At 55.9% G+C, this 26,723-nt stretch carries 32 protein-coding genes and 1 tRNA gene; 3 read left to right on the top strand and 30 right to left on the bottom strand.

Annotated features, from left to right (window positions below; genetic code table 11):
• Window positions 1–17: 17 nt before the first annotated feature.
• The 27 genes from nikC to B5F80_RS00520 all read right to left on the bottom strand — a co-directional run bounded on the left by nikC (window position 18) and on the right by B5F80_RS00520 (window position 20,510).
• The gene (gene nikC, locus B5F80_RS00650; protein ID WP_087476880.1) at window positions 18–857 is read right to left on the bottom strand and encodes a nickel transporter permease; all 840 of its coding nucleotides are present in this window, start codon (window positions 855–857) and stop codon (window positions 18–20) included.
• Window positions 857–1,795: an ABC transporter permease gene (locus tag B5F80_RS00645; protein WP_204246304.1), complete on the bottom strand. Its 939-nt coding sequence runs from the start codon at window positions 1,793–1,795 to the stop codon at window positions 857–859. The genes nikC and B5F80_RS00645 overlap by 1 nt, the downstream gene beginning before the upstream one ends.
• A 2-nt stretch (window positions 1,796–1,797) precedes the next feature.
• On the bottom strand, window positions 1,798–2,580 hold the full coding sequence (locus tag B5F80_RS00640; protein ID WP_087476878.1) for a class I SAM-dependent methyltransferase: 783 nt from the start codon (window positions 2,578–2,580) through the stop codon (window positions 1,798–1,800).
• Between the two features lie 12 nt (window positions 2,581–2,592).
• Complete coding sequence (locus tag B5F80_RS00635; protein ID WP_087476877.1) at window positions 2,593–3,306, bottom strand: class I SAM-dependent methyltransferase; 714 nt, start codon at window positions 3,304–3,306, stop codon at window positions 2,593–2,595.
• Window positions 3,307–3,493: 187 nt separating this feature from the next.
• A tRNA-Arg gene (locus B5F80_RS00630) sits at window positions 3,494–3,570 on the bottom strand.
• A 119-nt stretch (window positions 3,571–3,689) separates the two neighbouring features.
• Window positions 3,690–4,574, bottom strand: coding sequence for a 4-hydroxy-tetrahydrodipicolinate synthase (gene dapA, locus B5F80_RS00625; protein WP_087476876.1), 885 nt, complete (start codon window positions 4,572–4,574; stop codon window positions 3,690–3,692).
• A gap of 16 nt (window positions 4,575–4,590) precedes the next feature.
• Window positions 4,591–5,628, bottom strand: a complete 1,038-nt coding sequence (locus B5F80_RS00620; RefSeq protein WP_087476875.1) for an aspartate-semialdehyde dehydrogenase — start codon at window positions 5,626–5,628, stop codon at window positions 4,591–4,593.
• A gap of 28 nt (window positions 5,629–5,656) precedes the next feature.
• A complete protein-coding gene (gene dapB, locus B5F80_RS00615) occupies window positions 5,657–6,454 on the bottom strand; it encodes a 4-hydroxy-tetrahydrodipicolinate reductase (protein WP_087476874.1) in 798 nt (265 codons plus the stop codon).
• A gap of 82 nt (window positions 6,455–6,536) precedes the next feature.
• Entirely contained in the window at window positions 6,537–8,222 is a 1,686-nt protein-coding gene (gene recN / locus B5F80_RS00610) for a DNA repair protein RecN (RefSeq protein ID WP_087476873.1), read from the bottom strand.
• 7 nt (window positions 8,223–8,229) lie between these two features.
• Window positions 8,230–8,685 (bottom strand): arginine repressor, encoded by a 456-nt coding sequence (gene argR, locus B5F80_RS00605; RefSeq protein WP_087476872.1) that lies wholly within the window; start codon window positions 8,683–8,685, stop codon window positions 8,230–8,232.
• A 6-nt stretch (window positions 8,686–8,691) separates the two neighbouring features.
• Window positions 8,692–9,267: a class I SAM-dependent methyltransferase gene (locus tag B5F80_RS00600; protein ID WP_087476871.1), complete on the bottom strand. Its 576-nt coding sequence runs from the start codon at window positions 9,265–9,267 to the stop codon at window positions 8,692–8,694.
• Window positions 9,268–10,140, bottom strand: coding sequence for an NAD(+)/NADH kinase (locus tag B5F80_RS00595; RefSeq protein ID WP_087476870.1), 873 nt, complete (start codon window positions 10,138–10,140; stop codon window positions 9,268–9,270).
• Between the two features lie 10 nt (window positions 10,141–10,150).
• Window positions 10,151–10,954, bottom strand: coding sequence for a TlyA family RNA methyltransferase (locus tag B5F80_RS00590; RefSeq protein ID WP_087476869.1), 804 nt, complete (start codon window positions 10,952–10,954; stop codon window positions 10,151–10,153).
• Window positions 10,955–10,966: 12 nt separating this feature from the next.
• Window positions 10,967–11,851: a polyprenyl synthetase family protein gene (locus B5F80_RS00585; protein ID WP_087476868.1), complete on the bottom strand. Its 885-nt coding sequence runs from the start codon at window positions 11,849–11,851 to the stop codon at window positions 10,967–10,969.
• Window positions 11,848–12,111 carry an exodeoxyribonuclease VII small subunit gene (gene xseB, locus B5F80_RS00580; RefSeq protein ID WP_087476867.1) on the bottom strand — a complete coding sequence of 88 codons (264 nt, stop codon included), beginning with the start codon at window positions 12,109–12,111 and terminating at the stop codon, window positions 11,848–11,850. Before xseB ends, B5F80_RS00585 begins: the two co-directional genes overlap by 4 nt.
• Window positions 12,092–13,303 carry an exodeoxyribonuclease VII large subunit gene (xseA, locus tag B5F80_RS00575; RefSeq protein WP_087476866.1) on the bottom strand — a complete coding sequence of 404 codons (1,212 nt, stop codon included), beginning with the start codon at window positions 13,301–13,303 and terminating at the stop codon, window positions 12,092–12,094. The genes xseB and xseA overlap by 20 nt, the downstream gene beginning before the upstream one ends.
• Window positions 13,300–14,247 (bottom strand): peptidase, encoded by a 948-nt coding sequence (locus tag B5F80_RS00570; protein WP_087476865.1) that lies wholly within the window; start codon window positions 14,245–14,247, stop codon window positions 13,300–13,302. Before B5F80_RS00570 ends, xseA begins: the two co-directional genes overlap by 4 nt.
• Entirely contained in the window at window positions 14,247–14,696 is a 450-nt protein-coding gene (gene nusB / locus B5F80_RS00565) for a transcription antitermination factor NusB (protein WP_087476864.1), read from the bottom strand. Before nusB ends, B5F80_RS00570 begins: the two co-directional genes overlap by 1 nt.
• 1 nt (window position 14,697) lies before the next feature.
• The gene (locus tag B5F80_RS00560; protein WP_158099938.1) at window positions 14,698–15,024 is read right to left on the bottom strand and encodes an Asp23/Gls24 family envelope stress response protein; all 327 of its coding nucleotides are present in this window, start codon (window positions 15,022–15,024) and stop codon (window positions 14,698–14,700) included.
• Window positions 15,011–15,409, bottom strand: a complete 399-nt coding sequence (locus tag B5F80_RS00555) for an Asp23/Gls24 family envelope stress response protein (RefSeq protein ID WP_087476986.1) — start codon at window positions 15,407–15,409, stop codon at window positions 15,011–15,013. Before B5F80_RS00555 ends, B5F80_RS00560 begins: the two co-directional genes overlap by 14 nt.
• 68 nt (window positions 15,410–15,477) lie before the next feature.
• On the bottom strand, window positions 15,478–16,035 hold the full coding sequence (gene efp / locus B5F80_RS00550) for an elongation factor P (protein WP_087476862.1): 558 nt from the start codon (window positions 16,033–16,035) through the stop codon (window positions 15,478–15,480).
• Window positions 16,036–16,047: 12 nt separating this feature from the next.
• Entirely contained in the window at window positions 16,048–17,118 is a 1,071-nt protein-coding gene (locus B5F80_RS00545; RefSeq protein ID WP_087476861.1) for a Xaa-Pro peptidase family protein, read from the bottom strand.
• Window positions 17,119–17,181: 63 nt separating this feature from the next.
• Window positions 17,182–17,898, bottom strand: coding sequence for a pseudouridine synthase (locus B5F80_RS00540; RefSeq protein ID WP_087476860.1), 717 nt, complete (start codon window positions 17,896–17,898; stop codon window positions 17,182–17,184).
• Window positions 17,899–17,914: 16 nt separating this feature from the next.
• Window positions 17,915–18,568 (bottom strand): histidine phosphatase family protein, encoded by a 654-nt coding sequence (locus B5F80_RS00535; RefSeq protein WP_087476859.1) that lies wholly within the window; start codon window positions 18,566–18,568, stop codon window positions 17,915–17,917.
• A 56-nt stretch (window positions 18,569–18,624) separates the two neighbouring features.
• Window positions 18,625–19,386 (bottom strand): adenosylcobinamide-GDP ribazoletransferase, encoded by a 762-nt coding sequence (gene cobS / locus B5F80_RS00530; protein WP_087476858.1) that lies wholly within the window; start codon window positions 19,384–19,386, stop codon window positions 18,625–18,627.
• Window positions 19,383–19,961: a bifunctional adenosylcobinamide kinase/adenosylcobinamide-phosphate guanylyltransferase gene (gene cobU, locus B5F80_RS00525; protein WP_087476857.1), complete on the bottom strand. Its 579-nt coding sequence runs from the start codon at window positions 19,959–19,961 to the stop codon at window positions 19,383–19,385. Before cobU ends, cobS begins: the two co-directional genes overlap by 4 nt.
• A gap of 60 nt (window positions 19,962–20,021) precedes the next feature.
• A complete protein-coding gene (locus B5F80_RS00520; RefSeq protein WP_087476856.1) occupies window positions 20,022–20,510 on the bottom strand; it encodes a MogA/MoaB family molybdenum cofactor biosynthesis protein in 489 nt (162 codons plus the stop codon).
• 226 nt (window positions 20,511–20,736) lie between these two features.
• On the opposite strand from B5F80_RS00520, the gene B5F80_RS00515 reads away from it, so the two are divergent.
• Window positions 20,737–21,216 (top strand): hypothetical protein, encoded by a 480-nt coding sequence (locus B5F80_RS00515; protein WP_239386273.1) that lies wholly within the window; start codon window positions 20,737–20,739, stop codon window positions 21,214–21,216.
• 2 nt (window positions 21,217–21,218) lie between these two features.
• A complete protein-coding gene (locus B5F80_RS00510; RefSeq protein ID WP_087476855.1) occupies window positions 21,219–22,181 on the top strand; it encodes an exonuclease domain-containing protein in 963 nt (320 codons plus the stop codon).
• Between the two features lie 79 nt (window positions 22,182–22,260).
• On the opposite strand, the gene B5F80_RS00505 is transcribed toward B5F80_RS00510, so the two are convergent.
• Window positions 22,261–23,337, bottom strand: coding sequence for an aldose epimerase family protein (locus B5F80_RS00505; RefSeq protein WP_087476854.1), 1,077 nt, complete (start codon window positions 23,335–23,337; stop codon window positions 22,261–22,263).
• 125 nt (window positions 23,338–23,462) lie between these two features.
• On the opposite strand from B5F80_RS00505, the gene B5F80_RS00500 reads away from it, so the two are divergent.
• Window positions 23,463–24,482, top strand: a complete 1,020-nt coding sequence (locus B5F80_RS00500; protein ID WP_087476853.1) for a LacI family DNA-binding transcriptional regulator — start codon at window positions 23,463–23,465, stop codon at window positions 24,480–24,482.
• Between the two features lie 66 nt (window positions 24,483–24,548).
• Here B5F80_RS00500 and araA read toward each other — a convergent pair whose 3' ends face one another.
• Together araA and B5F80_RS00490 are read right to left on the bottom strand one after the other, a co-directional pair.
• The gene (gene araA, locus B5F80_RS00495) at window positions 24,549–25,973 is read right to left on the bottom strand and encodes an L-arabinose isomerase (protein WP_087476852.1); all 1,425 of its coding nucleotides are present in this window, start codon (window positions 25,971–25,973) and stop codon (window positions 24,549–24,551) included.
• Window positions 25,974–26,017: 44 nt separating this feature from the next.
• Window positions 26,018–26,716, bottom strand: coding sequence for an L-ribulose-5-phosphate 4-epimerase (locus B5F80_RS00490; protein WP_087476851.1), 699 nt, complete (start codon window positions 26,714–26,716; stop codon window positions 26,018–26,020).
• Window positions 26,717–26,723: the final 7 nt, after the last annotated feature.

The following is a 26,723-nucleotide window of genomic DNA, read 5'->3' as shown; positions in this document are numbered from 1 at the left end:
CCTCGCAAACCTCCCCATTACCGTCCCCGCTCTTTCGGGTCTATATAATCGCGCAGCGCATCGCCCCATAGATTCAATATAGCTACGGAAAGAAAAATAGCCGCTCCGGGAGACAGGACGACCCAGGGATAGGTCTGCAGCATGCTTCGTCCCGTGCTCATCATGCTGCCCCATTCAGCGGCCGGCGGCTTGGCGCCTAATCCCAAAAAGGACAGGGCCGCCAGCTCCATCATCATCGTACCGATGTCCAAAGCCGCCGTCACGACGATCGTTCCCAGGCAGTTCGGCAATATATGGCGGATCAGGATCTGCCGCGGCAGAGAACCGGCCATCTGAGCCGCTAAAATGAACTTCTGCTCTTTCAATGCCAAGGTCCGGCTTCGGACCAAGCGGGCGTACTTAGGCCAACTGACGGCTCCTAAGGCGACGACGGCATTGTGAATCCCGCCGTGTAACACGGCTGCTATAGCCATGGCAAAAATCAAGCTGGGAAAGGCCAGGCAAACGTCGGCCAGGCGCATGAACAAAGCGTCCGCCTTTCCGCCGTAATATCCGCACAGCAGTCCAACGCCCGTGCCGATGCAAGCTATCGCAGCGACGAGGGCTAAGGCCGAAAAAATGCTGAGCTGCGCGCCGGCGAGAATCCGGGACAGCATGTCGCGGCCGTAGCGGTCCGTTCCCAGCCAGTGCTCCCAGCCCGGAGCCTGAAGAGCCGCGTCATACTGCTGGGCATACGGGTCGTAAGGGCACAGATACGCGCCGAAGGCCGCGACGCACAGCAATGCGGCGGCGCAGAGAGAAAACAAGATAAGGCGCCGCTTCAGCGCCTTACAAGAACTAAGAGCTTCCGGTAACATCAGCGCCGCCCCTCTTTCCAGCCAATCTGCGGGTCCGCTATCCGATAGACGATATCAGTCAGCAAGTTGACGACGACGTATATGAAGGCCATCCATACGACATAGGCCTGAATCATAGGATAATCCCGGCCGTGAATCGCGTCGACGGCTAGCTTTCCCACGCCGTCCCACATGAAAATAGATTCTACAATGGCCGTCCCGCCCAGCAGGCTGCCGATGGAAAGAGCCAGCAGCGTCAGGATTGTGCCGAAGGAAGCCCGCAGGATACTGCGCCGCAGCGTCCAGGAAAAGGGAATGCCTCTCGATTTCGTACCCAGCACATAGTCCTTGCCCATTTCTTCCAGCACAGCCGCCCGCACTTGCCGCAAATACTTGGCGGACATCGCAATAGCCAGTGTCGCCGTCGGCAGCGCCAGATGCTCCAAGCCTTCCCCCGAGGAAAGGACTGGGAACAGGGGAATCTGGACGGCAAACAGATACAGCAGCACCAAGGCCAGAAAAAAATTAGGCATGCTGTTGCCGCAAAAACTGAAAAAGCGGATGACGTAATCTGCAGGCGAGTTGCGCCGGACTGCTGCCGCAATGCCCAGCGGAACCGAAACGGCGACCGTCAGCAGGACGGACGACGCCGTAAGAAGCAGCGTCGCCGGCAGCTTATCCATGAAGGTAGCAAAAACGTCGCGCCCCGTCATGAAGCTGACGCCCATATTGCCATGCAGCAGATTTCCCAGCCAGACGAGATATTGCGCCAGAAACGGCCGGTCCAAGCCCAACTGCGCCCGTTCGGCCGCGACGACCTCGGCGGCGACAGCGATGCCGGCCCGGTCATATTTTTGAACGACTGCATCGCTGCCGGCAATATGCATCATAGCAAAAGACAGAAAGGTAATTCCCAACAAAATCGGAATCAGCTGCAGAAGCCGTTTTATCACATACATCGTCATAACCGCTTCACAGCCTTTATCATAAACATAGGCGTCGAGCCGTTATTGATGCGTTCTTCCCGCGTCCACACTGTCTTCCATATTTCCTCGTCGGCGACGGCGTCCATCCCTAAGCGCCGCAGGAGGTCTAAATCCCACTGCGGGCGCACGCGCCCCGACAGAGGCGCTTTGCCGGCAATCGCTTCCATAGCCGGTATATCCGTCCCGTCGGTCTCGTCGGCGACGCCGCTCCGGCGGATGCGCTCTCTGTCTTCCAGATATCCTTGCCGCGCTTCCTCATCGTATAAATACCGATACCAGTTGGCATCGAAGTTCAGCAGCAGGCCGCCCGGCTTCAGGACGCGCCGCCACTCGCCGTAAGCCTTGTCAGGGTGCGGAAGATTCCAGGTCAGGTTCCGCGTGACGACGACGTCGAAATACCCGTCGGCAAAGGCCAGCTGCTCCGCGTTCATACGGCAAAACCGTATGGACCGGCCGAGCCGTCCGGCATTGCCTTTCGCTTCTTCCAGCATAGACGCCGTATAATCGACGGCCGTCACCTCATAACCCCGTTCAGCCAGTAAAATGGCGAAAAATCCCGGCCCCGTGCCGACGTCCAGCACGCGGATGGAAGAGGCGTTCTCCTTACTGAAAACCGCCTCTATGTGCCGCAGCAGCGTCCGTCTCCAGACGTCCCGCTGGCTTGAACCCAGCTCGCTTTGATGGACCGCCGAATATCCCGGCGCGCGGTTCGTCCAATAGGCCATATTCTCTTGTTCATAGCTTTCATAAGCCGCCATAGTCATCCCTCGTCAAGCATACGCCGCAATACAGAATATAGGCGTAGGATTATAAAACTCGTCTACGTCACGATATATGCGCTTCCAAACAGACAGATCCATGCGGACATCGCGGAATCCCGCCTCGGCCAATAGCTCGCAATCCCGCTGCGGGCGCAGCTCCGGCCGGCGAAGTACCGTCTTCATCCGTTCGTATTCAGCCAGCAGCGACGGCGCAATCTGTTGGTGCGCATGGGCAGCCGGCAGCGGCATATCCGCCTTTTCATGACAATAATCGGCATCAAAATTCAGCAGCAGGCCGCCATCCTTCAGCACGCGCCGCCACGCCTTATAGGCCTTGCCTAAATTGGGAAGAGCCCAGGTCAGATTGCGCGATATGACGACGTCGAAAGAAGCGTCGGGAAACTCGGGCCGTTCCGCATCCATGACGTAAAACGCCGACGGCACATGGTATAGCTCCGCTTTCCGCTTCGCTTCGACAATCATGTGCTCCGTCAAATCGATGCCGACGACGTCGTGCCCCTCCAGGGCCAGGATATTGGCAAAAAATCCCGTTCCCGTGCCGACGTCTAAAATACGCAGCGGCGCGTCCATCGAAAAATACCGCTGAAATTCCTCTATCCACAACTGCCGCTTCGGGCTTTGAAACTCCCGGCACCGCTGCGCCGAAAACTCGTCGACCCGCTGCGACCAGTACGCTATCATTTCACGTTTAATGTTTTCCATCTTCTTAGCCTTTCTATATTTCGCAATGTAAAGCAATTTTATTATACAAAAATATATATGGCCTTTTAAGCCCCCTATGGGGATAAAAATTACTGCGCAGTCCATACAATCCTTCATAGCTATATGCGCATCATTTATACTGCGTACAAAAAAACAGCCCATGCAAAATGCATGGGCTGTTTTTACTTGGTGACCCGGTAGGGATTCGAACCCTAGACCTACTGATTCGTAGTCAGTCACTCTATCCAGCTGAGCTACCGAGTCATATCTTAACGACTCATATAGTATAGTAAATTTTTCTTTATTTGTCAATACGTTTTTTCATATAAAATGGGGAAAGAGCGCCGCTCTCTCCCCACTTGCTTCGTCGTGTTGATGTACAGTTACATGACGCCGGCGTCTTTCATCATCTGCGTCAGGAATTCTTTTACCTTCGGGCTGGCGTCTACCATAGGCAGGCGGAACGCGCCGGCCGGCAGGCCGAGCATGTTGCAGCAGGCCTTGATCGGCGTCGGGTTTACGGTGCAGAAGATGCCCGTCATAACCGGCAAGTATTTCTGATGCAGTTCCATAGCCTTTTTGATGTCGCCGTCTTTATAGGCCTGGACCATTTCGTTCATCTCCTTGCCGATGATATGGGACGCAACGCTGATAACGCCGCAGCCGCCGACGGACAAAATCGGCAGGGTCAGGTTATCTTCGCCGCTGTATACGTAGAAGTCGTCGTCCGTGTCGCGGGCAATCATCGTGGCAGCGTTCAAATCACCGCTGGCTTCCTTGATGCCGACGATATTCTTGAAATCATGGGCCAGCTTGACGACCGTAGCCGCTTCAATCTTGCCGCCTGTACGGCCCGGCACGTTGTAAATCAGAATCGGCATATCCGTCGCCTTAGCAAGGGCTGCAAAGTGGGCGTAACAGCCGTCCTGATTCGGCTTGTTGTAGTAAGGAACGATGGCCAGGAAGCAGTCTACTCCCGTCTTTTCCGCTTTTTTCATGAATTCGATCGTCTGCGCCGTATTGTTCGTGCCTACGTTGGCCATGACCATCACTTTATCGCCTACGGCGGCGGAGATGTCCGTAAAGAGCTTTAATTTTTCCTCTTCCGTCATCGTAGCGCCTTCGCCGGTCGTACCGGCTACGAGAATGCCGTCGGAGCCGTTTTCGCAGTAATACTGCGCTAATTTGACGGCGCCTTCGTAATTGACGGACCCGTCTTCATGAAACGGCGTAATCATAGCCGTGATAACGTTGCCAAATGTTAACATACCAATTCGCTCCTCTCTACTTTACCATATCATGAGCCAGCATATATTCGGCGATCTGCAGGGCGTTCAGTGCGGCGCCCTTGCGGATTTGGTCGCCCGATACCCACAAGTTGACGGCTTTGGGATTGTACAGGTCCTTGCGGATGCGGCCTACGTAGCAGTCGTATTGTTCCGACGTATACATGGGCATGGGATATTCCATTTCGGCCGGGTTATCCTCTACCTGCGCGCCCGGGAAGGCGTCGATGGCCTTGCGGATCGCGTCGACAGTCAATTCATCCTGCGTTTCTACGTAAATGGATTCGGCATGGCTGCGGAAGACTGGAACGCGGACGGTCGTCGCCGTAATGGCGATAGTATCGTCGTGAAGCATCTTATGGGTTTCGTTGACCATCTTCATTTCTTCCTTCGTATAATCGTTTTCCATGAATTTATCAATCTGCGGAATCAAGTTAAAGGCGATGGGATAGTGCTTCGGCAGGCTCTTGCTCGGCAGGATCTGCGGGTTCATGTCTTCGCCCTTGAGATAGGCCTGCGTTTCTTCCTGCAGCTCGTCGATACCTTCTTTGCCGGCGCCGGACACGGCCTGATAGGTGCTGACGATAATTTTTTTAATCGGCGACAAGTCGTGAATCGGCTTCAAGGCCATAAGCATGATGATCGTCGAGCAGTTCGGATTGGCGATGATGCCCTTATGCCAGGCGATGTCTTCCGGATTGACTTCGGGAACGACGAGGGGCACGTCCGGGTCCATGCGGAACGTGCTGGAATTATCGATGACGATGCAGCCCCGTTTAGCAGCTTCAGGCCCCAGGGTCTTGCTGATAGAACCGCCGGCAAACAAGCCGATATCTACGCCGTCGAAAGATTCGGGCTTCGCTTCTTCTATCGTATATTCCTGACCGTTGACGGTCATCGTCTTGCCTGCCGAACGGGCCGACGCCAGCAGCTTCAGCTTGCTGTACGGAAATTTTCGTTCTTCAATCAGGCGGATAAATTCTTGTCCAACTGCACCTGTGGCGCCTAAAATCGCTACTACCGGTTCTTTTGCCATACTAAAAACCCCTCCAACATCTTACGTCTTATAAATAATTTTCCAAGCCAAAGGTCAGGCCCGGTCGAGAGCTTACTTTCTTCACAGCCAAAATGACTCCGGGCATGAACGATTTGCGGTCGATAGAATCGTGACGGAGCGTCAGCAGCTCGCCGTAGCCGCCGAACAGTACCTGCTGATGGGCTACGTAACCGGGAAGGCGGACGCTGTGAATGGGAATGTCGTCCACTTTCGCGCCGCGGGCGCCGTCCAGGCTTTCATGCGTCTTATCCGGAGCCTGCTGGGCATTGGCAGCCTTGCGGGCCGCGTCGATTTTATTAGCCGTCATGATGGCCGTGCCAGACGGAGCGTCCAGCTTATTATTATGGTGAAGTTCGATGATTTCTACATCCGGCAAATAAGGAGCCACTTCTTCCGACAGCTTCATCATCAAAACGGCGCCGATAGAAAAGTTCGGCGCAATGAAAATGCTCGTCTTGCGCTGTTCTGCCAAGGCGGCCAATTCGCCGCGCTGTTCCGCCGTCAGGCCCGTCGTGCCGACGACCATGTTGACGCCGTGTTCAATGCAGGTCTTGGCGTTTTCAAAGATAACCTTAGGTGTCGTAAAATCTACGACGACGTCGGGCTTGATGTCATCCAGAGCCTGGCCTAAGCCTTCGCGGATAGCGATTCCCAGCGCGCCGACGCCGGCCAGTTCGCCGGCGTCTTTGCCGATATTCGTCACGCTGACGCCGCCGACAAATTCTAAATCCTTATCTTCATATACGGCTTTGACGACCTGGCTTCCCATGCGGCCGTCCGCGCCGTTTACCAATACGCGAATCATGTTTGTTCACCATCCTAATTTTACTTAATTAAAGATTACCATTAATATATACCTATTATGCAAATTCGTCAATAGAATCACTTTAAATCTTGTCGTCCCGCACTTGACGCACGATTTGCTTGGCCGCCTCGATGCTGGCCTCCGTCGCGTCGTCGCCGGCAAACATGCGGGCGATTTCCAAGACGTGGTCTTCTGCCGACAACGGGCGAACTTGCGAAACGGTCCGGCCATCGGCTTCCCTCTTATAGATGAAGTAATGGTGATCGGCGATGGCCGCCGTCTGGGGCAGGTGGGTGATGCACAAGACCTGATTGTCCCGTCCCAGCCGCCGGATGTGCTCGGCTACCTTCAAGCCCGTCTGCCCGCTGATGCCGACGTCGATTTCGTCGAAGATCATCGTCTGCCCGCCGGCCGAGGCTGCGCTCGATTTCAGCGCCAGGGCAATACGGGAAATTTCGCCGCCTGAGGCGATTTTCGCCAGAGGCTGCATGGCTTCGCCCGCATTGGCGGAGAAATACAATTCGATGGAAGCCGCCCCGTAAGGAAGGATTTTTTCCATAGGCTCGATGTGAAAGGCGATGCGGCTGTTCGGCATGCCTAATTGATGCAGGGTCTCCTCCATGGCCTGACGGAACGAGGCGTCCGCTTCCCGCCGCAGCGAAAGCAGCCGTTCGGCCTGGCGGCGCAGGCCCTGTTCCTGCCGCTTGATGTCGGCTTGAAGCTCTGCCAGCAAGCTTTCCGATTGGTCGAGCCGTTCGTACTCGCCCTTGGCTTTGGCCAAAAAGGCCAGTATTTCTTCAATCGTAAGGCCGTATTTCCGCTTGAGCTTGTCGATCGCCGCCAGGCGGGACTGCATGGCGTCAAGAGCCCGTTCGTCAAACTCAAAGGAATCGGCATACCGCATCAGGCCGTCGTGCACGTCTTCCACCTCGTAGGACAGCGTTTCCACCTTAGACGCTAAGTCGGCAAAGGCCGCATCGTAGGCGGAGGCCTTTTCCAGGCAGCGATGTATCGTCTCCAGCTGTTCGACGATGCCCTTCTGCCGTTCGCCCCCTTCCAGGCAAAATACGGCTTCCTTTAGATTGTCTTTAATATGCTCGGCATGAGAGGCGGCGCGCACCTTCTTTTCCAGCTCGTCGTCTTCGCCGATTTGCAGCTGGGCGCTCTCGATTTCCTTGATTTGGAAATCGAGGATACTGGTCATGCGCGCCTTTTCGCCTTCGTCGTGCTGCAGCTTGCGCGCCTGCTGGCACAGGGAACACCACGCGCCGTACATTTCGTCATACCGCCGCCGCTCCTGCTGCAGCTCCGGCGTCAGCGAATCCAGTATGCCGACGTGGTAGGCCGGGTCAAAGATGAGGCGGTTGTCGAACTGGCCGTGTATGTCGAGAAGGTATTCGCCAATGCGCTTGACGACGGCAGTCGGCACCAGCGTGCCGTTCACCAGCGTTGTGCCCCTGCCGCTGCGGTAAAACTGCCGGCAGATGACAAGCTGCCCGTCGTCGCATTCGATGTGGTTTTCTTCCAGCAAACGGGCCAAATGTTCGCCTATAACAGAAAAAAAGAACGCGCCTTCAACACGAAAGGCGTCCGTGCCCTGCCGCACGAACGATGCTGAAGCGCGTTTTCCCGCCAACATGCCGATTGCATCGAGAAGAATAGACTTGCCGGCGCCGGTTTCACCGGTAAAAATCGTAATGCCTTCGCCGAAAGAAAGCTGCAGATCTTCTATTAACGCAAAATTATGTATGTGCAGCGATTGCAGCATAAGCGCCTCATTCTTTCATCAACGACACGATTAATTTTACCAGCTGCGGCACCGTTTCCGCGTTGTTCGTAATAATGAGAATCGTATCGTCGCCGGCTAAGGTCCCGATAATGCTTTCCCATTTCGCGTGGTCGATAGCCGAAGCTACCATGCTGGCCGAGCCCGGCAGCGTATGCACGACGATTTGGTTAAAGGCCGAGTCGACGCGGACGATAGAATCCTGGAACAGGCGGGCCATGCGGTTTTTGGACATGAGCATGTTCTGTTCCGGCGACAGGGCGTACCGATAATGGCCGTCACTGGTCGGAACCTTGATGAGCATGAGTTCTTTAATATCGCGCGACACCGTCGCCTGCGTGACCTCAATCCCTTCTTCCTGCAGGGCTTTTGCCAGCTCTTCCTGCGTTTCAATCGGACGGGACTGCACTATTTCCTTTATCTTCGTATAGCGAAATCGTTTCATGTTAGCTTACCCTCTTTTCTGTACAATATATAAAACAGGCGGACAATGTATTTGGTTGATTGGCTGCCACAGGGACACGTCAAATTCCCGCTGCGGCACGGATTGGAGAAAACGGCGAAGAGCCTTTTCCTCCTGAGCCCCGGCCTCGGTGCCGGGATAGGCCGCTATCATAATTATCCCATTTATCGCAATTTTATGCAAGCATATTTTTATAGCTTTTATCGTCGGTTCACTTTTCGTATGAATCCCATGGTCCCCCGAAGGCAAATATCCCAGGTTAAACACGGCGATATCAATGGGCTCGGCAATGTGCCCGACCAAGTCGTCGTGAGACCCCTGACGATATACGACGGTCTTATGGGACAAGCCCAGGCTGTCCAGCCGCTCTTTCGTCCTGGCGACAGCGCAGTCCTGGATATCAAAGGCATACAAGACGGCGTCGTCCTTCATCAAAGAGGCCAAAAAAGCCGTGTCGTGCCCGTTGCCGCAGGTCATATCGACGAGGACCTGCGCCTCCGACACGTAGGGCTGCAGCAGCATGTGGGACATAGCTACGACATTTTTAAACGGATATACTTTCATTTACTCATTTCCCATCATCTTTTTAAACAAATTGCCGTAAAAATAGCTTTGGTTAAACCGCACGATGTTCAGCACGTCATCGGATTTTTTGACGTGAAGCACAGCGGAGCGCAGCAGCTCCTGGTCCATCATGCCGTCGACGGAAATGCGGACGCTGTTGCGGCTGTTGTCGACGGTAAAGCTGAGCTCGTCCCTGTCGCTTAGCACCAGCGGCACTTTCAGCAGCAGGTGCGGGCAGATGGGCGTCACCATGATGCACTTGACCTGGGGGGAGACGATGGGGCCGCCGCTGGAAAAGGTATAGCCCGTGCTGCCCGTCGCCGTCGACACGACGAGGCCGTCGCCGGGAAACTGCTGGATAAACTGCCCGTTAATGCTCATGTCGACGCGGATCAGCTTGCCTACGTTGCCGTGGCCGATGACAATATCGTTCAGCGCCGGCGGCAGATGCTGACATGTGCCGTCTTCGTAGCACAAATCAGCCTGAAGCATCATGCGCTCCTCCATGAAATACCGGCCGGCGATGAGGTCTGCAATCCGCTGCTCCAAGGTACTTGTCTCCACTTCGTACAAAAAGCCCAGGGAGCCCAGGTTGACGCCGCAAATCGGCACGCCGGCCTCGGCAAACTGCTTCGACATTTTCAGAATCGTGCCGTCGCCGCCGAGCACCATAGCCACGTCGATGGATTCGTATATTTTTTTCTGCGGCCGCAAATGAGACGCGCCGATATGGCGGTACAGCGCCTGCCGGCTTTCGCCGACATAGGCCGGCAAGTAGTATTCGACGCCCTGGTCCTCGCAAATCGCTATGATCTGCCGGACGATATCGGCGCTCTCTCGTTTTACCAGATTGGGAAATATGCCAATGCGCATACGCTATCACCTACATTTCATGAGAACGGGTTACGATGTCTTCGATCATGTCGTCGCTTATTTCATTGCGGACGGCCCCTTCTTTTTTGCTGTACAGCAAATACTCGATATTGCCGTCGGCCCCTTTGATTGGCGAAAAGGTCAGGGCCAGGGGCGATATGCCGCAGGCTGCAATGCCGTCGGTCACGCGGCGGATGACGTCGCGGTGCACGCCGCTGTCCCGGACGATGCCGCCCTTGCCGACATGCTCGCGCCCCGCTTCAAATTGGGGCTTGATCAGCGTGACCATAGAGCCTCCGTCAGCCAGCAGCGGCGCGACGGCCGACATGATCTTGAGCAGGGAAATAAACGACACGTCGATGGAAATAAAATCAACGGGCTCGCCGATGTCTTCTACCGTGACGTTGCGTATATTGGTCCGCTCCATATTGACGACCCGTTCGTCCGTGCGCAGTTTCCAGGCCAGCTGGCCGTACCCCACGTCGACGGCGAATACCTTGGCCGCCCCGTTCTGCAGGGCGCAGTCCGTAAACCCGCCAGTCGACGCGCCGATATCCATCATCGTCACGCCCGTCAGGTCGATAGGAAAGGTTTCCATCGCTTTTTCCAGCTTCAATCCGCCTCTGCCGACGTAGGGAATAGGATTGCCCTTCACCGCTATTTCGGCGTCGACGGAAATCTTCGTTCCCGCCTTGTCGACGCGCTGATTTTTAACGAATACGAGGCCTGCCATAATAGCCGCCTTCGCCTTTTCCCGGCTTTCCGCCAGCCCTCGTTCGACGAGCAGCACGTCGAGCCGTTCTTTTTGCTGCATACTTTCCTCTCCTTACTTCGTACGGACGAGCATATACGACACGAGGTCCCGCAGGAACCAGGCCTTCGGCCCCAGCGGTTCTACGGCGGCCGTCGCTTTTTCCGCCGCTTCCTCTGCCATGCGCCGCGCTTCGTCTAATGAAAAAATCGTAACATACGTAGCCTTGTCGTTTTTTGCATCGCTGCCGACAGGTTTCCCCAGCGAAGCTTCGTCGCCAACGACATCGAGAATGTCGTCGGTAATCTGGAAGGTCAGGCCCATGTAAAAGGCGTATGTATCCAGAGCTTTTTTCTGCGCTTCGCCGGCATCGCCCAGTACAGCTGCCAATTCAATCGCCGCTTTAAAAATGATGCCGGTTTTAGAATAGTGGAGAAGCTCTAAGCCTTCGCGGCCGATGGACGTATTGCCTTCCGACGCCAGATCAAAGGCCTGGCCGCCTACCATGCCGGCCGGTCCGGCCGCATGGGCAAAGATGGCGATGCACCGCGCCAATTTAGCCGCGTCGATATGGGTCTGCGCCGCCATGAGCTCGAAGGCATAGGTAAGCAGGCCGTCGCCGGCTAAAATCGCCGTGCCTTCGCCGAACACGACGTGATTCGTCGGCTTGCCACGCCGCAGGTCGTCGTCGTCCATGGCCGGCAAGTCGTCGTGGATGAGCGAATAGGAATGAACGCATTCCAAAGCGCAGGCCAGATCTATATACGGTTCCGAATCCTTGCCCAAGGCTTCCAGCGTAGCCAGAAGCAATATCGGCCGGATGCGCTTTCCGCCGGCCAGCAGGCTGTAATTCATCGCCTTATACAGCTGGGCAAACTGCGGCACGTCCGTCTGGAGCAGCGTTTCCAGCCGGCTGTCTATGCGGCCCTTCTGTTCCTTCATATAGTCTGCAAAATTCATAAGCCTAACGTCCCTTCTTCCAAGGTTTGGTCTGACGAATCGTCCTCTTCGGCCCGTTCGTGAATCTCTGCCAGAGCCTGGGCCCGCTGTTTGGCATATTCCAGCGCGCTTTCGCAAGCTTCGGAAAGTTTGATGGCCTTTTCATATAAGTCCAGCGATTCCTTGAGCGTCAAGTCCGGCGAATCCAGGGCCTTGACCACTTCTTCCAGCTTTTCATAGTTCGCTTCAAAATTCTTTAGTTTATCCGTCGTTCTTGCCATATATGTCTACCTCTTTGATTTCCGTCGTAATTGCGCCGTCTACCAGCTGTATCCGCAGCGGACAGTCTTTGTCCAGCCGGCGGATATCCGCGACGATGCGTCCCTTCTGCTCCAGCTGCCCGTATCCGCGGCGCACGAGAGCCGCCGGGTTCAGGGCCTGCAGCGCAGCCTGCAGACCGGCCATGCGCCCGCCTTTTTCAGCTAAAATCACGTCAAGACGGCGGCTCCCCGTCTGTACTATCTGGCGGATGCGGTCTCGTTTTTCCGTCAAAAAGGCGCCGTACCGCCTCGGCTGCATGCGGGCGGCCAGGTTGGCCGTATTGCGGCGCCGTCCTTCAATCGCGTCCATCAGCATGTCCCAGGCCTGACGGCTCATAGCCGCCAAGTCCAGCTCGATTTCCTCTACGTCGGGAAAGGCCAGTTCGGCCGCATGAGTCGGCGTCGCCGCCCGGAGGTCCGCCGCGTAATCAGCCAGCGTCGTATCTGTCTCATGGCCAATAGCCGTAATGACCGGCACCGCCGAGCCGTAAATAGCCTTGACGACGGCGGGACTGTTGAAGCACCACAGATCTTCCATGGAACCGCCGCCGCGCGCCAGAATGAGGACATCCAAATCCCTGCGCGTTCCGGCTTTTGCCACGGCGGCCGCAATTTTTTCTTCAGCTCCTGCGCCCTGCACGGGAATGGGAAACAGGCGGATATCCACGTAGGGATTGCGTTCGGCGGCTATCTTGCGGATATCGTGAAGCACGGCGCCCGTACGCGACGTCAGCACGCCTACAGTCCAGGGAAAGCGGGGAATCGCCTGTTTGTGGGCGGCGTCGAAATACCCGTCCCGCTCCAGTTCATTCTTTATCCGTTCGTATTCGGCCTGCAGCGAGCCTATGCCCTGCGAAAAGAGGCGCTCGATGATAAACGACAACGCGCCGCCTTTTTCGTATACGTTGACCGAGCCGATGACGACGACATGATCGCCTTCGCGGATGCCGTCCATCATCCTCCCGGCACGATTGCGGAATAAGATGGCCCTGATCGAGCAGGCGTCGTCGTGGAGATTCATGTAGTAATGGCCGTTGGACGCCCGCTTCAGGCCGATGATATTCCCTTCCATCGCTACGCTTTGGAGGCGAAAGTCTTTTTGTATATCGTCCTTGATACGCCGGACGACGTCTGTCACTGAGGCATACTTCATTTGCTCTTCCTTTCCTGCCAGGCAGCCCAAAAGGCCGCGCCGGAACCGTTGTCCGCGCTAAAGCCGGCCGGAGCCAGCAGCAGCCTGACATGACGGCGGCGGCAGTAAGCCGCCAATTCGCCCTGCAAATAGGCGTTCGACATGACGCCGCCTACGGCGACGAGAGACTGCATGTCCTCCTTGTCGTCCAGCATGCGGCGCAGGCCGTCCCAGACCGTAGCCAGCGTCCAACTGCATATTTCGGCAGCCGTGCCGCTGCGCCTGGCAATGCGCCGCTGCCCCTGCGATTCCGGGCCGGAAAAACTGATTTCTCCCTGCCGGCACCACACGTGCGACGGCTTAGCCGGAACTGCCGCAGTCTGAGCCATTTTATCCACATGAACGCCAGCTGGGAAGGGCAGGCCCAGGGCGACGCCGATGCGGTCGATGAACTGACCGGCGCTGATGTCGCTCGTACCGCCGACCCGTTCGATATCGAGTCCCATTGCATCGGGAACGGCTTTGAGCAAATCCGTCGTGCCGCCGGACAGATGAAGGCCGTAAAAGGCCTCCTGCCCTATGGAGCCAGTCGCGCGCAGCGCCGCCAGCAAGTGGTTTTCCTGATGGCTGACGGTATACAGCGGGACGCGGAGAACGGCAGCCAGAGAACGGCCGTAGCCCAATCCAGCTAAAAAGGCCGGCATATATGAATCTTCACGCCGCCGCGGCTTATCCGTGACGCCGACAGCGCGAATCACGCAGGACTCCAGCTGCGGCGCAAGCCGTTCGAACAGCACGGGCAGGTTCCGCATATGCTGATATACCATGTTCGACTGGGATAAGCCGCGCCCGCCCTGGGGCACGGTCAAAATAATCCGTTCGTCGGCAACGACGTCGAAATGCGAGTCGACTACGCACAACGACGTCGTATAGCAGCTCGTGTCGATGCCCAAAAACGCGTCCATTACGACCGGGACCTCACATAGGCGCCCAAAATGCCGTTGATGAATTTAGCCGCTTTTTCGCCGCTGTATTCCTTGGCCAGCAAGATCGCCTCGTTCAGCACGATGGACGGAGCCGTTTCCTCCTTAGGGTATACGAGCTCGCACAAGGCCAGCCGCATGATGTTTTTATCGGTATGATTCATGCGGGAGACGTTCCAGCCTTTGGCAAAAGACTGAATGACGCCGTCCAGCTCTTCCTTGTGAGCCGTAACCGTCTGCACGAGATAGTCGCAATAGGCCCCTTCGTCGCCGCCGTCGCTAAGTTCCGCCGCGCTATCGGCTGCATCGTCAGGCGCCGCGCCGTCTTCTTCAAAAATCTCTTTTTCTTTATATTGTATGTCGTTTTCGCCGTGGAATTCGCGGGAAAACAAAAGTTCCAGCGCCTGCTGGCGCGCTTTATGTCTGCTCACGCTAACCTCCTGTATTGTTTTGGCCCTCATGGGGGCTCATGACTACGTCTTCAATCGTGACGTGGACCTCTAAGTGTTTAGGATCGGCCATCACCGTAAGGGCCTTGGCGACGTTCTGCTGCACTGTCAGGGCCAGCGTCCGCAGCTGTACGCCGTAATAGGCCTGAATGTGCACGTCTGCCGCGACGATGCCGTCCAGATATTTGACGACGATGCCGCGGCCTTTTTTTCCGGCCACGCCTTTGGTACCCAAGGCCGCCGTCGCCGCAATCTTAGCCAGCGCGCTTTCGCTGATCGTATAGGCAAAACTATCGCTATGCTCCGTCATGACTGCCGCTCCTTTCCGCCCCGTCTCCCTCGCCGTCGGAAAACGCAATATCCTGAACGACGACATGGACGGCCGTCACGCTGCATCCGGCCGAGGCCTCTACGGCGTCCTTGACCTTCTTCTGCACCGCCAGGGCAATATCGGGAATCCGATGCCCATACTGGACGACAAGGCGCACCGTCAGCTCGACATCACGGCCGTCGATGACCGCGTCTACGCCCTGGGCCAGGCTGGTCCGCCCGATTTTCCGGGCCGCCGTTTCCGCTATAGACGCACCCAGTGAAGCCACGCCGCCGACGGCGGCCGCCGTCTGGGACGCCAGTACGGAAATCGCCCGCTGTGAAATATGTATGCTTCCTAACGCATTCGTTTCCGTTGTTTCCATGATGACCACCATTGATAAAATTCACAAAAAGCGATGAGAAACTCATCGCTTTTCCAGTGTCCGTATGCTTATGCTCTGCCGATATAGTCGCCCGTTCTCGTATCGATCTGGAGAACTTCGCCTTCGTTGATGAAGAGAGGCACTTTAACGACATATCCTGTTTCCAATTTAGCCGGTTTGCTGCCGCCCGTAGCCGTATCGCCGCGGACGCCCGGATCGGTTTCAACGACCTTGAGTTCGACGGCTGCCGGCAAGTCGATGCCGATTACCTTGCCTTTAAACTGCATAACCGTAACCGTCATGTCTTCTTTCAGGAAGTTTACGGCATTGCCGAGGTTGTCCTTGTTCAGTTCGATCTGTTCGTACGTTTCGTTGTCCATGAAGCAGTACATGCCGTCGTTTTCATAGAGGTACTGCATCTGGCGGCGGTCTACGCGGCCGTCCTGGACTTTTTCGCCGGCGTTCCATGTACGTTCGATAACGGCGCCCGTTTCGAGGTTTTTAATCTTAGCGCGGACAAAGGCTGCGCCCTTACCGGGTTTTACATGCTGGAATTCGACGACCTGCCATACCTGGCCGTCAATTTCAATCGTTACGCCTGGTCTGAAATCATTACTTGTAATCATAGTTTACTCCTCCTATAACAGCTCCATCAATTCTTTTGATGTCTTAGTTAGTATTTCACAGCCATCAGCTGTAACGGCAACGGAATCCTCTATGCGGACGCCGTATTTGCCTTCTATGTACAGTCCCGGTTCAACCGTGACTATCATATTCTCCTGCAGCGTGCCGGCCGCACGCGGCGAAAGCACGGGCTGTTCGTGGATCTCCAGCCCCGTCCCATGGCCCAAGGCATGGGTGAAGTATTGGTCTGCGCCCCGTTCGGAAAAATACTGGCGGACAGCCGCGTCGATGTCGCGGCAGGACGCTCCCGCCCGGACAGCGCCTAATCCCAACAATTGGCCTTCCAATACGGTTTGATAAAACGCCTTCTGCTCCGGCGATGCCTTGCCGACGACGACGGTGCGGGTCATGTCGGAATGATAGCCTTCCCATACGGCTCCAAAGTCAAAGGTAACGAAATCGCCGGCTTCAACGACCTTGCCGCTCGCCGTGCCGTGGGGCATAGCCGACCGGCGGCCTGAAGCCACGATGGTCGCGAAGGATCGTTCTTCCGAGCCGAGAAGAAGCATAGCGCTTTCCAGCCGCGCCGCCAATTCCCGTTCCGTCACGCCGGGACGGATATAGGGCAGCAGCTGGGCAAAGGCCTGATCGGCAATCTCGCTGGCCCGGCGCGTCGCCGTCAGCTCATAGGGCTCCTTTACCGCCCGCAGCTGTGATAAATCCTGAGCCGAGAAACAGCATTCTTCCAAGCCCGATGAAATGGCTTCGTAAAGCGAATGGGTCAAGAAGTCCCGTTCATACAGAACGGCTTGTACGCCCATACCGTTCAGGGAATCGCAGATGGAACCGGCCAGCTTTCCCTCGTGATTTTTCACGGCATACCATTGGCCGGACTGCAGCGCCGCCTGCTCCGTGTATCGGGAGTCGGTCCACAGCACGGCGTCGGACAAGCTGACGACCAGCGCGCCTTCGCCGCCCGTAAAGCCGCTGAAGTACCGAAGGTTTTCCGGCTGCAATATGATTATACCGTCGGCAGTATGTTCATGCAGAAACTGCCGCAGGCGAGAAATCCGTTCTTCCATCACAATCATCCCCCACCGTATTTGGATTACATTTTATGATACCATATTACAGGCCATTTGAACAGGTTATTTATTCATAAAGGGGAATTCTCTTTCCTCTTCCTTCAGGGGACGAAATTCGCCGGGACGCAGCGTTTCGTCGAGGCGCAGCCCGCCGATAGTATGGCGGCGCAACGCGCGGACGCTGAGGCCGACGGCGGCGCACATGCGCTTTACCTGATGGAATTTCCCTTCCTGAACCGTCACCTCGACGGTCTGCTCCTCTATTTTTCTCGCCCGCGCCGGCAGGCACTGCAGCCCGTCGGCCAGCACGATGCCGCCTTGAAAGACGTCGTCTATATCGTCAGGAATAGAGCCGTCGACTTCAGCGATATATACCTTATTGATATGCTTTTTCGGCGCTGTAATGCGATGAGCCCACACGCCGTCGTTCGTCAACAGCAGCAGCCCCGTCGTATCCTTGTCCAGACGTCCGACGGGAAATAAGCCGGCCCCCTGGTATTGCTGAGGCAGCAAATCGAGAACCGTGCGGCTGCAGCGGTCCTCCGTAGCCGACAAGACGCCGGCAGGCTTGTTCATCATCAGATAATAGAACGCTTCGTATACGACGGGCGTTCCGGCTACGGAAATCTGGTCTTCTTCGGGATCGACCTTCACCGAGCTGTCGCGGCAGCACTGGCCGTTGACGAAGACGTGCCCGCCCTTGCACAGCTCTTTCAGCTGGCGGCGCGTTCCCCAGCCGCAGTGGCCCAAGAGCTTATCAAGACGCATTGATTTTGCCATATGCCGTCCTTTCCGCTCACAAGCTGGGCATGCTGGCCCACTGGGCCTGATAGCCCGCCATGCCTTCCAGATGCTGCGTGCAGTTCATGAGAGTCATGACGTTCTTGTCGCCGTGGTATTCAATGATATTAAAGGCCGTATTGTACTGCTGGAAACACCAGATGCGGCTCATTTCCAAGCCCAGCAGGCCGAAAATCAGGCAGCGGATAGACGCGCCGTGCGACGCGATGAGCACTGTGTCGCCGTCCTTATGGCGGCTCAGCAGCTCCTTCGTCTTGGCCGTAATCCGCCGCTCTACTTCACAGAACGATTCGCCGCCCCGCGCCCGCAGCGTGCCGTTGGAGTCGTAAAAGGCCTCGATTTCGCCGGGCCACATCTGGGTAATTTCCTTGTACGTATGGCCTTCCCATACGCCGAAATCAATTTCCTTCAGCTCGTCGTAGGAATACACGGGCAGGCCGTGAGGTTCGGCGACGATTTCCGCCGTTCGGCGGGCCCGCTGCAGCGTGCTGCTGTATATGCCGCTGAAGGGGACGTCCTTCAAAAAGCGGCTCAGGCACTGCGCCTGCTCGATGCCGCGGGCGTTGAGCGGCACGTCCGTAGAACCCTGATACCACTGCTGCACATTGCCGTCCGTTTCGCCGTGGCGCACTACATATAACTTTATCATGATGTTCCTCCTACCGTTTCATGTCCTTGGCGACAGCCTGAGGCCGTCCCTTTCCATTATATCCAAATACACGCCGTCTGAACAGCTCCGGATGCAAGAAAGGCCAGACCCAGCAGCAGCATTTCGCTTAATTCGATGACGGCGCCGTACGTATCGCCCGTCACGCCGCCCAGCCGCCGGGCGATATACGTATTCAATCCCAGCGAAATCAGCATCGCCGCACCTAACAGCAGGAAATAGCCCCAGCCGGCGACTGCCAGCGGCAGCAAGGCACACAGGAAGGCTTTAACCAGGGCGCGGCGGGGCGCATATTGGACGAAGGCCTGTCCCAATCCCTGCTGGCGGGCATAGGGAAATTGAAAAATCCCGATGAGCACGCCGAAACGGGCCGCCGTCGGCACGGCCAGCAGCGCGGCGCAGACCGACTGCTGCGGCAGATTCGCCAGAAAGCAGACCTTCAGGGCCATGCAGGAAACAAAGGCGACGACGCCGTTCGATCCGACGCAGCTGTCCTTGAGTATTTCCAGCATGCGCTCGCGGCTCCGCCCGGAAAACAACCCGTCAGCCGTATCCATGAGGCCGTCGGCATGAAGGCCTCCCGTGACCAACAGCCAGCACAGTACCAGGAGAACAGCCATATAAGGCTGGGAAAACCACAGGGATATGCCGACATAGGCCAAGCAAAGGACTGCACCGATAACGGTCCCTACGAGGGGGAAAAATATGACCGAACGGCCAAAGTCCGCCTCCGTCCAGACAGTCTGGGTCACGACGTGGATGCGCGATAAAAACTGCAGGGCAATAAAAAAGGATTTCATCGGCAGCCTCCCGGCGGAATGGACGCTCTCAGCCGCGTAATCTCTACGGGAATGCCGCAGACGGTCCAGTACACCTCGTCGGCCTGACCGGCGGCGTATTGATTGACCTTGCCGACGACGTCCCGGTACAGGCGGCTTATGTGGCTCATCGGCACGATGCCGCATCCCAGCTCGTTGGTCACGAAAATCACCGTCTTATCCTCCGTCTGCCGGACGGCCCCGACGATATTCTCCATCTCCTGCAGCGCCCCCTGCAGTATCTCTTCGTCCCCGGCCGTTTCATGAGCAAACAGATAATTAGAAAGATACAGCGTCAGGCAGTCGACGAGGACGGCGTCGGCCTGCTCCAATACGGCAGGAAACGCCGCGCTCAGGCCGGAGGATATCTCCAGCGTCTGCCAGTCTTCCGGACGACGGCGGCGGTGCTCGGCAACTCGCTCCTTCATTTCTTCATCTAATATCTGGGCCGTCGCGACATAAGATTTGCGGCCGGAACAGGACGTCAGATATTCTTCGGCAAACAGACTCTTGCCGCTGCGCGCGCCGCCTGTCACGACAATCAGCTTCGATTTCATAGCTGCCTCCCCTCATAAAAATCGGGCGTGCCGCAGACACGCCCTTCCATACTAAGGCTCTTACTTTTTAATTTCCGTATATAAGTGGAACAGTTCCGGCAGGATGATCTTTTCCATGCCTACTTTAATCAAGCTGGGCAGGCCAGGCAGGCAAAATACCATGCACTGATGAACCAGGCCGGCCGTCGAGCGGTAGGCCATGGCCTGCACGCCGCAGACGCGGCGATAGGCGAAATACGTAAGCATTTCGGAAAATCCGGGAATTTTCTTTTCAAAGAGAGGCTCTATCGCCTCCAGCGTCACGTCCCGCTTGGCGATGCCCGTGCCGCCGCTCGTAATGACGACGTCGACGCTGCACACCCATTCGTGGATGTGACGGGTAATATCCTCTTTATTATCTTTTACGATAGCGTAATCGACGACCTGATGCCCCCGGTTTGTCAGAGCCGACTGAATCATCAGGCCGTTTGTATCATCCGAAAAAGTCCGGCTATTACTGATAGTCAAAATAGCCGCACGCAAAGGACGTTCTTCAATTTTCTTTCCCAACGTAATCCCTCCTTACAGTTATACATGCCAATCAGACCTTACCACGAACGAAAACAAATCGACATGCTCTTACTATAGTATTAATTCGACCTTCAGAAGACAAATTCCTACCGGGGATTTTTAAAAAATTTACGTCTTCCTGCCTATTCTGCCTCTCCGCCTGTTGTAAATTTTTTCCTTTTTCGTATAATAAAAGGGTACCTTGTTATGGAAAGGAGCGTTTCGTTTGCTAAAGAAAATAACCGCGTTATTGGCCGTCTTTCTCATGGCCGGCACAGCCCTGGCGGCGGCCATGTTTTTCGACGACAATCCCCGCTATATCCAGGTAGGCCACGACGACACGACGGAATCCTACGTCGACATGAACTCCATCCAGTCTATCCGCTATGACCCGCCGTATTATATCATCAAGGCCACCGTCGTGACGTACGATTATACGACGAACGTCGCTTCAGGATATGAAAACAAGTTTTTCTACAACTTTAAAGCCCAGACCGTCAAAACACAGACCCTGTCGACACTGCTGTACGACGACAAGGGAATTCCTACCAGACAGATCATGCTCCCCAACCCGGCCGTAAATGCCTGCGACCGCTACTCCGTAAACGGCAAGGCTGCCGACAACGCCTTCTTTACCTGCTACAGCATGACATTTTATCACACCTTTACTAAACAGTCCCCATCTTCAACGCAAAGGAATGAATAGCCATGGATTCACTGCTTCACACCGGCGGCACCTTGCTCACGATTCTCTTCATCGCCGCCGTCCTCTACTCCCTGCTTTCGTCGTTTCGCAAAAAGCGCAAAAAAGCGGCCCGGCAAAAGGACCTGGAAACGAAACAGCACGTACAGGTAGAAAACCTGCACCAATACGACGTCCAGCCGCAGAAGGGCTACTACGCCTATCCCATCGACGCCTCGGACGCCCTTCGCCGCTATCCTCAGCAGTTTACGGCCCTGTCCCTGGTCCTGGCCAACGAGCAGCCCTACTCAGTCTGCCTCATCGGCTTCGCCGAGTTTGAAAAGGGCCAGCTGAAAAACACCCACTACTTTTACGTCCGCCCGCCGGAAAACAACATTACCAATAAAAAATATCCCGAACTGGCCTGGGATGTTCTCCGCAAAGCCGACGAATTCGGCGAATACTGGGAAGCCGGCATGAAAGACTACTTCGTCGGCCGCACCCTTGTCGCCCACAACGCTCCCTTCGTCATGGGCTGCATCGCTCATGCGCTGAAAATATACGGCATCGACGCGCCGTGCCTGCGCTTTATCGACACGATGGAAGTAGCCAAGACATTATACCATTTCCCGTCTAATAAGCTGACAGCGATCAGCGAGGAAATGAACATTGAAATGAACGAACAAAACGCCCTCAGCGCCGCCATGGCCGCCGGCCAGTTCCTTATCAAGGCCAAGCAGGACTATCCCCTGTATTTGCCGAACATCCATTTCGCCTACGGCATGCCGACGCAGGACGAACGGCTCGCCGCCGTCGTCGCCGCCGTCGAACGGGAAGAATGCACGGCCGAAGAAATCTTCGCCCCGAACCCGGCCGACATGGACGTCATTCAGACCTTGCTGGATAAAAAATACATCGAGCACGGAGACAAGGAAGGGACGTATTACGCGACAGACGCCGGCCTCGACTTCTCCGAATCGCTGCCCTGACAACCAACGCACACGTATATACTGACATATAAAAAAGATGAGACTGCCTGCAGCGCAGTCTCATCTTTTTTGTATGTCTTTATTTTCGTCCCAATTTGTATATCGTCAGGGCCTTCCACACATCGCCTTTTCTCAAAATGGGCTGGGGAAATTCCGGATGCTCCAGCGCATTGGGATAATACTGCGCTTCCAGGCAGAAGCCGCTGCGGCGGTCAAAGACTGCGCCGCCCTTCCCCAAGGGCGTGCCGTCGAGGTAATTGCCCGTATAAAACTGCACGCCAGGCTGGCTCGTATAGGCCGTCAGCGTAATGCCTGTCCGATTGCCGACGGCATAGGCCATGGGATATACCGTGCCGTAGGCCGTAGGCACGGCCTGGGATTCATCGCGGCGGACGATCCAGTTATGGTCGTAGCCGCGGGCCTGGCGGAGCTGGACGTAGTCGTCGTCGATATGGCGGCCAATCGGCGTCAGCTCCCGCAAATCCATCGGCGTGCCCGCGACGGCGACGATATTGCCGTTCGGCAGGGATTCGGCATCGCTTTCCGTGAAGAAATCGCTGAACAGCTGGATTTCCTGGTCGAGGACGGAACCGCTGCCGCAGCCGTCCAGGTTGAAATAGGTGTGGTTCGTCAGGTTGCACACCGTATCGGCGTCGCTGACTGCTTCGTAGCGGATGGTAACAGCGTCGTCGTCCGTCAAATCATACCAGACGGCGACCTGAAGGGCGCCGGGATAATTCCCTTCTCCGTCAGGGCTCGTATAGGTCAGTTTCAGCCCTTCTGCCGTTTCTTCGGCTTGCCAGAGCTTTTTATTGAAGCCGGTCAGAGTGCCGCCGTGCAGGTGATTGCGTCCGTTGTTGCACTCCAGCTGATAGTCTTTGCCGCCGATGTGCAGACGGCCCCGGGCAATGCGGTTGCCGCAGCGGCCGATGAGAGCTCCGATATATTTGTCTTCGCTCACATAGGTTTCGACGTCGTCATAGCCCAGGACGACGTCGACCTCAGCCCCGTCGGCGTCCTTCGTCCGCAGAGCCTGGACATGGCCGCCGTACGTGCAGATGGACAGGGCCGTGCCGTTAGCGTTGGTCAAGGTATAGAGAAAGACGGGCCGGCCGTCGGCCAGGCAGCCGAAATCTTTTTTAGAAATAACACTCATGGCATTCACTCCTCTTTTGACTTTTTGCGCACTTGTTCACGCGCACACCTTGTGTTAAAATAGGGAAAACAAAATTAGTGTACATTATATATTTACATCATTCGTAATTCCCAGGAGGGAAATATATGGTAACGATAAAACAAATCGCCGATCTCTGCGGCGTATCCCGCGGCACCGTAGACCGCGTCTTAAACAACCGCGGCAACGTCAAGCCGGAAAAGCGCGAATTAATCCTAGAAATGGCCAAGAAGCTCCACTACAGGCCTAACCCGGCCGGCAAGGCCCTGGCGGCGCAGAAGAGCAATCCCGTCGTCGCCGTCGTCCTGCCCTCCAAGAGCATCCGCTTCTTCGACGACATCATCGACGCCCTGGAAAAGGCGGCCCGGAAATACGAGTCCTACGGCATGCGCACGGTCTGGCACACCGTACGGGGTTACGACGTAGAAGAACAGTGCCATATCCTCGATCAGATCAAGGGGCAGATCAACGCCCTCATCATCAATCCCATCAACGATCCGAAAATAGCGGCCAAGCTGAACGAGCTCATCGCCGCCGGCATCTTCGTCGTCACGATCAATAACGACATCGAGCAGGCCAGCACCCACTACTATGTAGGCAGCGACTACGTAAACGGCGGCCGCACCATCGGCGCGCTGCTGAAGATGTTTTCCCCCGGCCCCTGCCACATCGGCGTCGTCCTGGGCTCGCTGAAGATCTTAGGCCACCGCCACCGCCTGCAGGGCCTCAAGGAAATACTGGGCGGCGATCCCCAGTATGAAATTACGGCCCTCATCGAAGACAACGACGACGATATTTCATCGTACGACGCGACGAAAAACCTGCTGCACCAGCATCCGGACATCAATGTCCTCCTCATCTTGTCCTCCGGCGGCTCCTACGGCACCTGCCGGGCAGCCCTGGCCAGCCCCCGCAAGGACGACCTGCTCATCCTCGTCTTCGACACCATCCCGACGACGCGGGAAATGATGAAGGCCGGCGACATCAAGGCCGCCATCTACCAGCACCCCCACCAGCAGGGCCAAAAGGCGATGCAGCTCGTCTTCGATTACCTGGTCAACGGCATCGTTCCCGACCGGGAAAGGTATATCATGAACAACGAAATACGCATTGCAGAAAACATGTAATCTTATAAAAAAGAGAGGCTTTCGCGAGCCTCTCTTTTTTATTGATGTAACACTATAAGCTGACGATTAGCAGATTTCCACTAAGTCCAAGTCGAACATGACGGCCAGGTCGTGGATTTGTTCTTCCGTCAGGCGGAAGCTCAATACGGTATGGTGGCCGCCGCCGGCGTGAATCCAAGCCGTAGCGCCTTTCTTCAAGCCGACCTTCGGCGTCCAGAGCTGTTTTGCCACGGGAAGGTGGGGCGTTTCCGCTTCGGGCTTGCGGCACGTTACGGGGTAGCTGATGAGACGGAAGCCGCCGCGGAAATCGGCTACCGTCAGGTTGACAGCGTCGCCTTCCGAGCCGGTGAAGACGAGTCGGGCCGGGTCTTCTTTATCGCCGATATCCAGGGGATGAACTTCGATGCGCGGTTTATCGCTGGCAATGGTTGGATCGACTTCCAGCATGTGTGCGCCCAAAATTGCTTCGTGGCCTTTGCGCAGGTCCAGCGTATAGTCTTCCATGAATACAGTGCGGTCGTTGTGAGCCATAATCTTCATCAGACGCGTCAGTGCGGCCGTCTTCCAGTCGCCTTCAGCGGCGAAGCCGTAGCCTTCCTTCATGAGCAGCTGCGCAGCCAGGCCCGGGAGCTGTTCCATACCGCAGAGATCCTGGAAGTTCGTGCAGAACGCCGTATAGCCGCCCTTATCCAGGAAGCGCTTGATACCCAGATATTCTTTGATTTGCACGCGAACGTTGTGTTCAAATTTTTCCGGCGTGTTATCGCCTGCGACCATTGTGTATTCTTCCTTCAGCTGATCGTATACGGCCTGTACGTCTTCATCGCTGACGCTGTTAATAATCGGCACGAGGTCGCCGACAGGCCAGTAGTCGACAGTCCAGCCCAGGCGAATCTGCGCTTCTACCTTGTCGCCTTCCGTAACGGCTACGTCGCGCATCGTATCGCCGAAGCGGCATACCTTGATGTTGAAGCTTTCGTTGTACGCAACAGCAACGTCCTGCCATTTGGCGATTTCATCCTGTACGTCTTCGTCTTCCCAGTAGCCGTATACGACTTTGTTCTTCAAATTCAGGCGGGCGTTGATGTAGCCGTATTCGCGGTCGCCATGAGCGCTCTGGTTGAGGTTCATGTAATCGAAGTCAATCGTATCGTAGGGAATGTTGTTCAAATACTGCGTTGCCAGATGGAGGAGCGGTTTCTGCAGGAGCATGGTGCCGCGAATCCAGTTTTTCGCCGGCGAGAACGTATGCATCCAGGTGATGACGCCGGCTACGTTGTCGTTGTAGTTTACGTCCTTCATGAACTGCGTAATGCCGTCGGCCGTCGTCATGACGCCTTTGTATACGACCTTATAGGGCAGCTTGCCGCTGGCATTGAGCTTGTTGACCATATCTTCCGTATCGCGGTCTACGTTGCGGAGCTGTTCTTCGCCATACAAATACTGGCTGCCGGCAACAAACCAAAATTCATAATCTTTTACTTGTAACATCGATGGTTCCTCCTTATATATGAAATACTGATAATAGATACTCTTTATTTTTTCTGTCCGTAATAGGCGTTGGCCCCGTGCTTGCGGTAGTAATGCTTATCCAGCAGGTACTGGGGCACGCGGATGTCGGCGCGCGTGAGCTGGAGCGCGTGGTAGTTCATTTCAGCGACGACTTCCAGAATCTTGGCCGTCTCTACGGCCTTCGCCGCCGTCGGTCCCCACGTAAAGGGCCCGTGCTGTTTTACCAGTACGGCCGGAACGGCGTCGGGGTCGATGCCCCGTTCGGCAAAGGTGCGGACGATGACCTTGCCCGTATTTTCTTCATAAGCGCTTTCGATTTCTTCCTTCGTCAGCGCGTCGGTCACGGGCACGTCGCCGTAAAACGTATCAGCATGAGTCGTGCCCATAGCTTCAAGGTCTACGCCGGCCTGGGCGAAGGATACGGCCCAGGGAGAATGGGCATGGACGATGCCGCCGATATTCGGAAAGGCCTTGTACAATACGGCGTGAGTCATCGTATCGCTCGACGGATTTAAGTCTCCTTCGACGACCTTGCCGTCCAAATCTACGACGACCATATCGGCAGGCGATAATTTTTCATATTCTACGCCCGACGGCTTGATGACGAACAGGCCCTTTTCCCGGTCGATTCCCGACACGTTGCCCCACGTAAAGGTGACGAGCTCCAATTTCGGCAGGCGCATATTCGCTTCATAGACCTGCTGCTTCAATTCTTCTAACATATGATAT

Origin of the sequence: Megasphaera sp. An286, from assembly GCF_002163455.1 — a bacterium.
GTDB classification, from domain to species: Bacteria; Bacillota; Negativicutes; order Veillonellales; family Megasphaeraceae; genus Megasphaera; species Megasphaera stantonii.
The sequence above is the reverse complement of the archived record's forward strand: the minus strand, read 5'-3'. Positions and strand labels throughout refer to the sequence as shown.

Bases quoted from the DNA above. Each gene is read 5' to 3' on its own strand.
- nikC (WP_087476880.1), bottom strand. From the start codon at position 857: ATGTTACCGGAAGCTCTTAGTTCTTGTAAGGCGCTGAAGCGGCGCCTT.
- B5F80_RS00645 (WP_204246304.1), bottom strand. From the start codon at position 1,795: ATGTATGTGATAAAACGGCTTCTGCAGCTGATTCCGATTTTGTTGGGA.
- B5F80_RS00640 (WP_087476878.1), bottom strand. From the start codon at position 2,580: ATGGCGGCTTATGAAAGCTATGAACAAGAGAATATGGCCTATTGGACG.
- B5F80_RS00635 (WP_087476877.1), bottom strand. From the start codon at position 3,306: ATGGAAAACATTAAACGTGAAATGATAGCGTACTGGTCGCAGCGGGTC.
- dapA (WP_087476876.1), bottom strand. From the start codon at position 4,574: ATGTTAACATTTGGCAACGTTATCACGGCTATGATTACGCCGTTTCAT.
- B5F80_RS00620 (WP_087476875.1), bottom strand. From the start codon at position 5,628: ATGGCAAAAGAACCGGTAGTAGCGATTTTAGGCGCCACAGGTGCAGTT.
- dapB (WP_087476874.1), bottom strand. From the start codon at position 6,454: ATGATTCGCGTATTGGTAAACGGCGCGGACGGCCGCATGGGAAGCCAG.
- recN (WP_087476873.1), bottom strand. From the start codon at position 8,222: ATGCTGCAATCGCTGCACATACATAATTTTGCGTTAATAGAAGATCTG.
- argR (WP_087476872.1), bottom strand. From the start codon at position 8,685: ATGAAACGATTTCGCTATACGAAGATAAAGGAAATAGTGCAGTCCCGT.
- B5F80_RS00600 (WP_087476871.1), bottom strand. From the start codon at position 9,267: ATGAAAGTATATCCGTTTAAAAATGTCGTAGCTATGTCCCACATGCTG.
- B5F80_RS00595 (WP_087476870.1), bottom strand. From the start codon at position 10,140: ATGCGCATTGGCATATTTCCCAATCTGGTAAAACGAGAGAGCGCCGAT.
- B5F80_RS00590 (WP_087476869.1), bottom strand. From the start codon at position 10,954: ATGCAGCAAAAAGAACGGCTCGACGTGCTGCTCGTCGAACGAGGGCTG.
- B5F80_RS00585 (WP_087476868.1), bottom strand. From the start codon at position 11,851: ATGAATTTTGCAGACTATATGAAGGAACAGAAGGGCCGCATAGACAGC.
- xseB (WP_087476867.1), bottom strand. From the start codon at position 12,111: ATGGCAAGAACGACGGATAAACTAAAGAATTTTGAAGCGAACTATGAA.
- xseA (WP_087476866.1), bottom strand. From the start codon at position 13,303: ATGAAGTATGCCTCAGTGACAGACGTCGTCCGGCGTATCAAGGACGAT.
- B5F80_RS00570 (WP_087476865.1), bottom strand. From the start codon at position 14,247: ATGGACGCGTTTTTGGGCATCGACACGAGCTGCTATACGACGTCGTTG.
- B5F80_RS00560 (WP_158099938.1), bottom strand. From the start codon at position 15,024: ATGACGGAGCATAGCGATAGTTTTGCCTATACGATCAGCGAAAGCGCG.
- B5F80_RS00555 (WP_087476986.1), bottom strand. From the start codon at position 15,409: ATGGAAACAACGGAAACGAATGCGTTAGGAAGCATACATATTTCACAG.
- efp (WP_087476862.1), bottom strand. From the start codon at position 16,035: ATGATTACAAGTAATGATTTCAGACCAGGCGTAACGATTGAAATTGAC.
- B5F80_RS00540 (WP_087476860.1), bottom strand. From the start codon at position 17,898: ATGGCAAAATCAATGCGTCTTGATAAGCTCTTGGGCCACTGCGGCTGG.
- B5F80_RS00535 (WP_087476859.1), bottom strand. From the start codon at position 18,568: ATGATAAAGTTATATGTAGTGCGCCACGGCGAAACGGACGGCAATGTG.
- cobS (WP_087476858.1), bottom strand. From the start codon at position 19,386: ATGAAATCCTTTTTTATTGCCCTGCAGTTTTTATCGCGCATCCACGTC.
- cobU (WP_087476857.1), bottom strand. From the start codon at position 19,961: ATGAAATCGAAGCTGATTGTCGTGACAGGCGGCGCGCGCAGCGGCAAG.
- B5F80_RS00510 (WP_087476855.1), top strand. From the start codon at position 21,219: ATGGATTCACTGCTTCACACCGGCGGCACCTTGCTCACGATTCTCTTC.
- B5F80_RS00505 (WP_087476854.1), bottom strand. From the start codon at position 23,337: ATGAGTGTTATTTCTAAAAAAGATTTCGGCTGCCTGGCCGACGGCCGG.
- B5F80_RS00500 (WP_087476853.1), top strand. From the start codon at position 23,463: ATGGTAACGATAAAACAAATCGCCGATCTCTGCGGCGTATCCCGCGGC.
- araA (WP_087476852.1), bottom strand. From the start codon at position 25,973: ATGTTACAAGTAAAAGATTATGAATTTTGGTTTGTTGCCGGCAGCCAG.
- B5F80_RS00490 (WP_087476851.1), bottom strand. From the start codon at position 26,716: ATGTTAGAAGAATTGAAGCAGCAGGTCTATGAAGCGAATATGCGCCTG.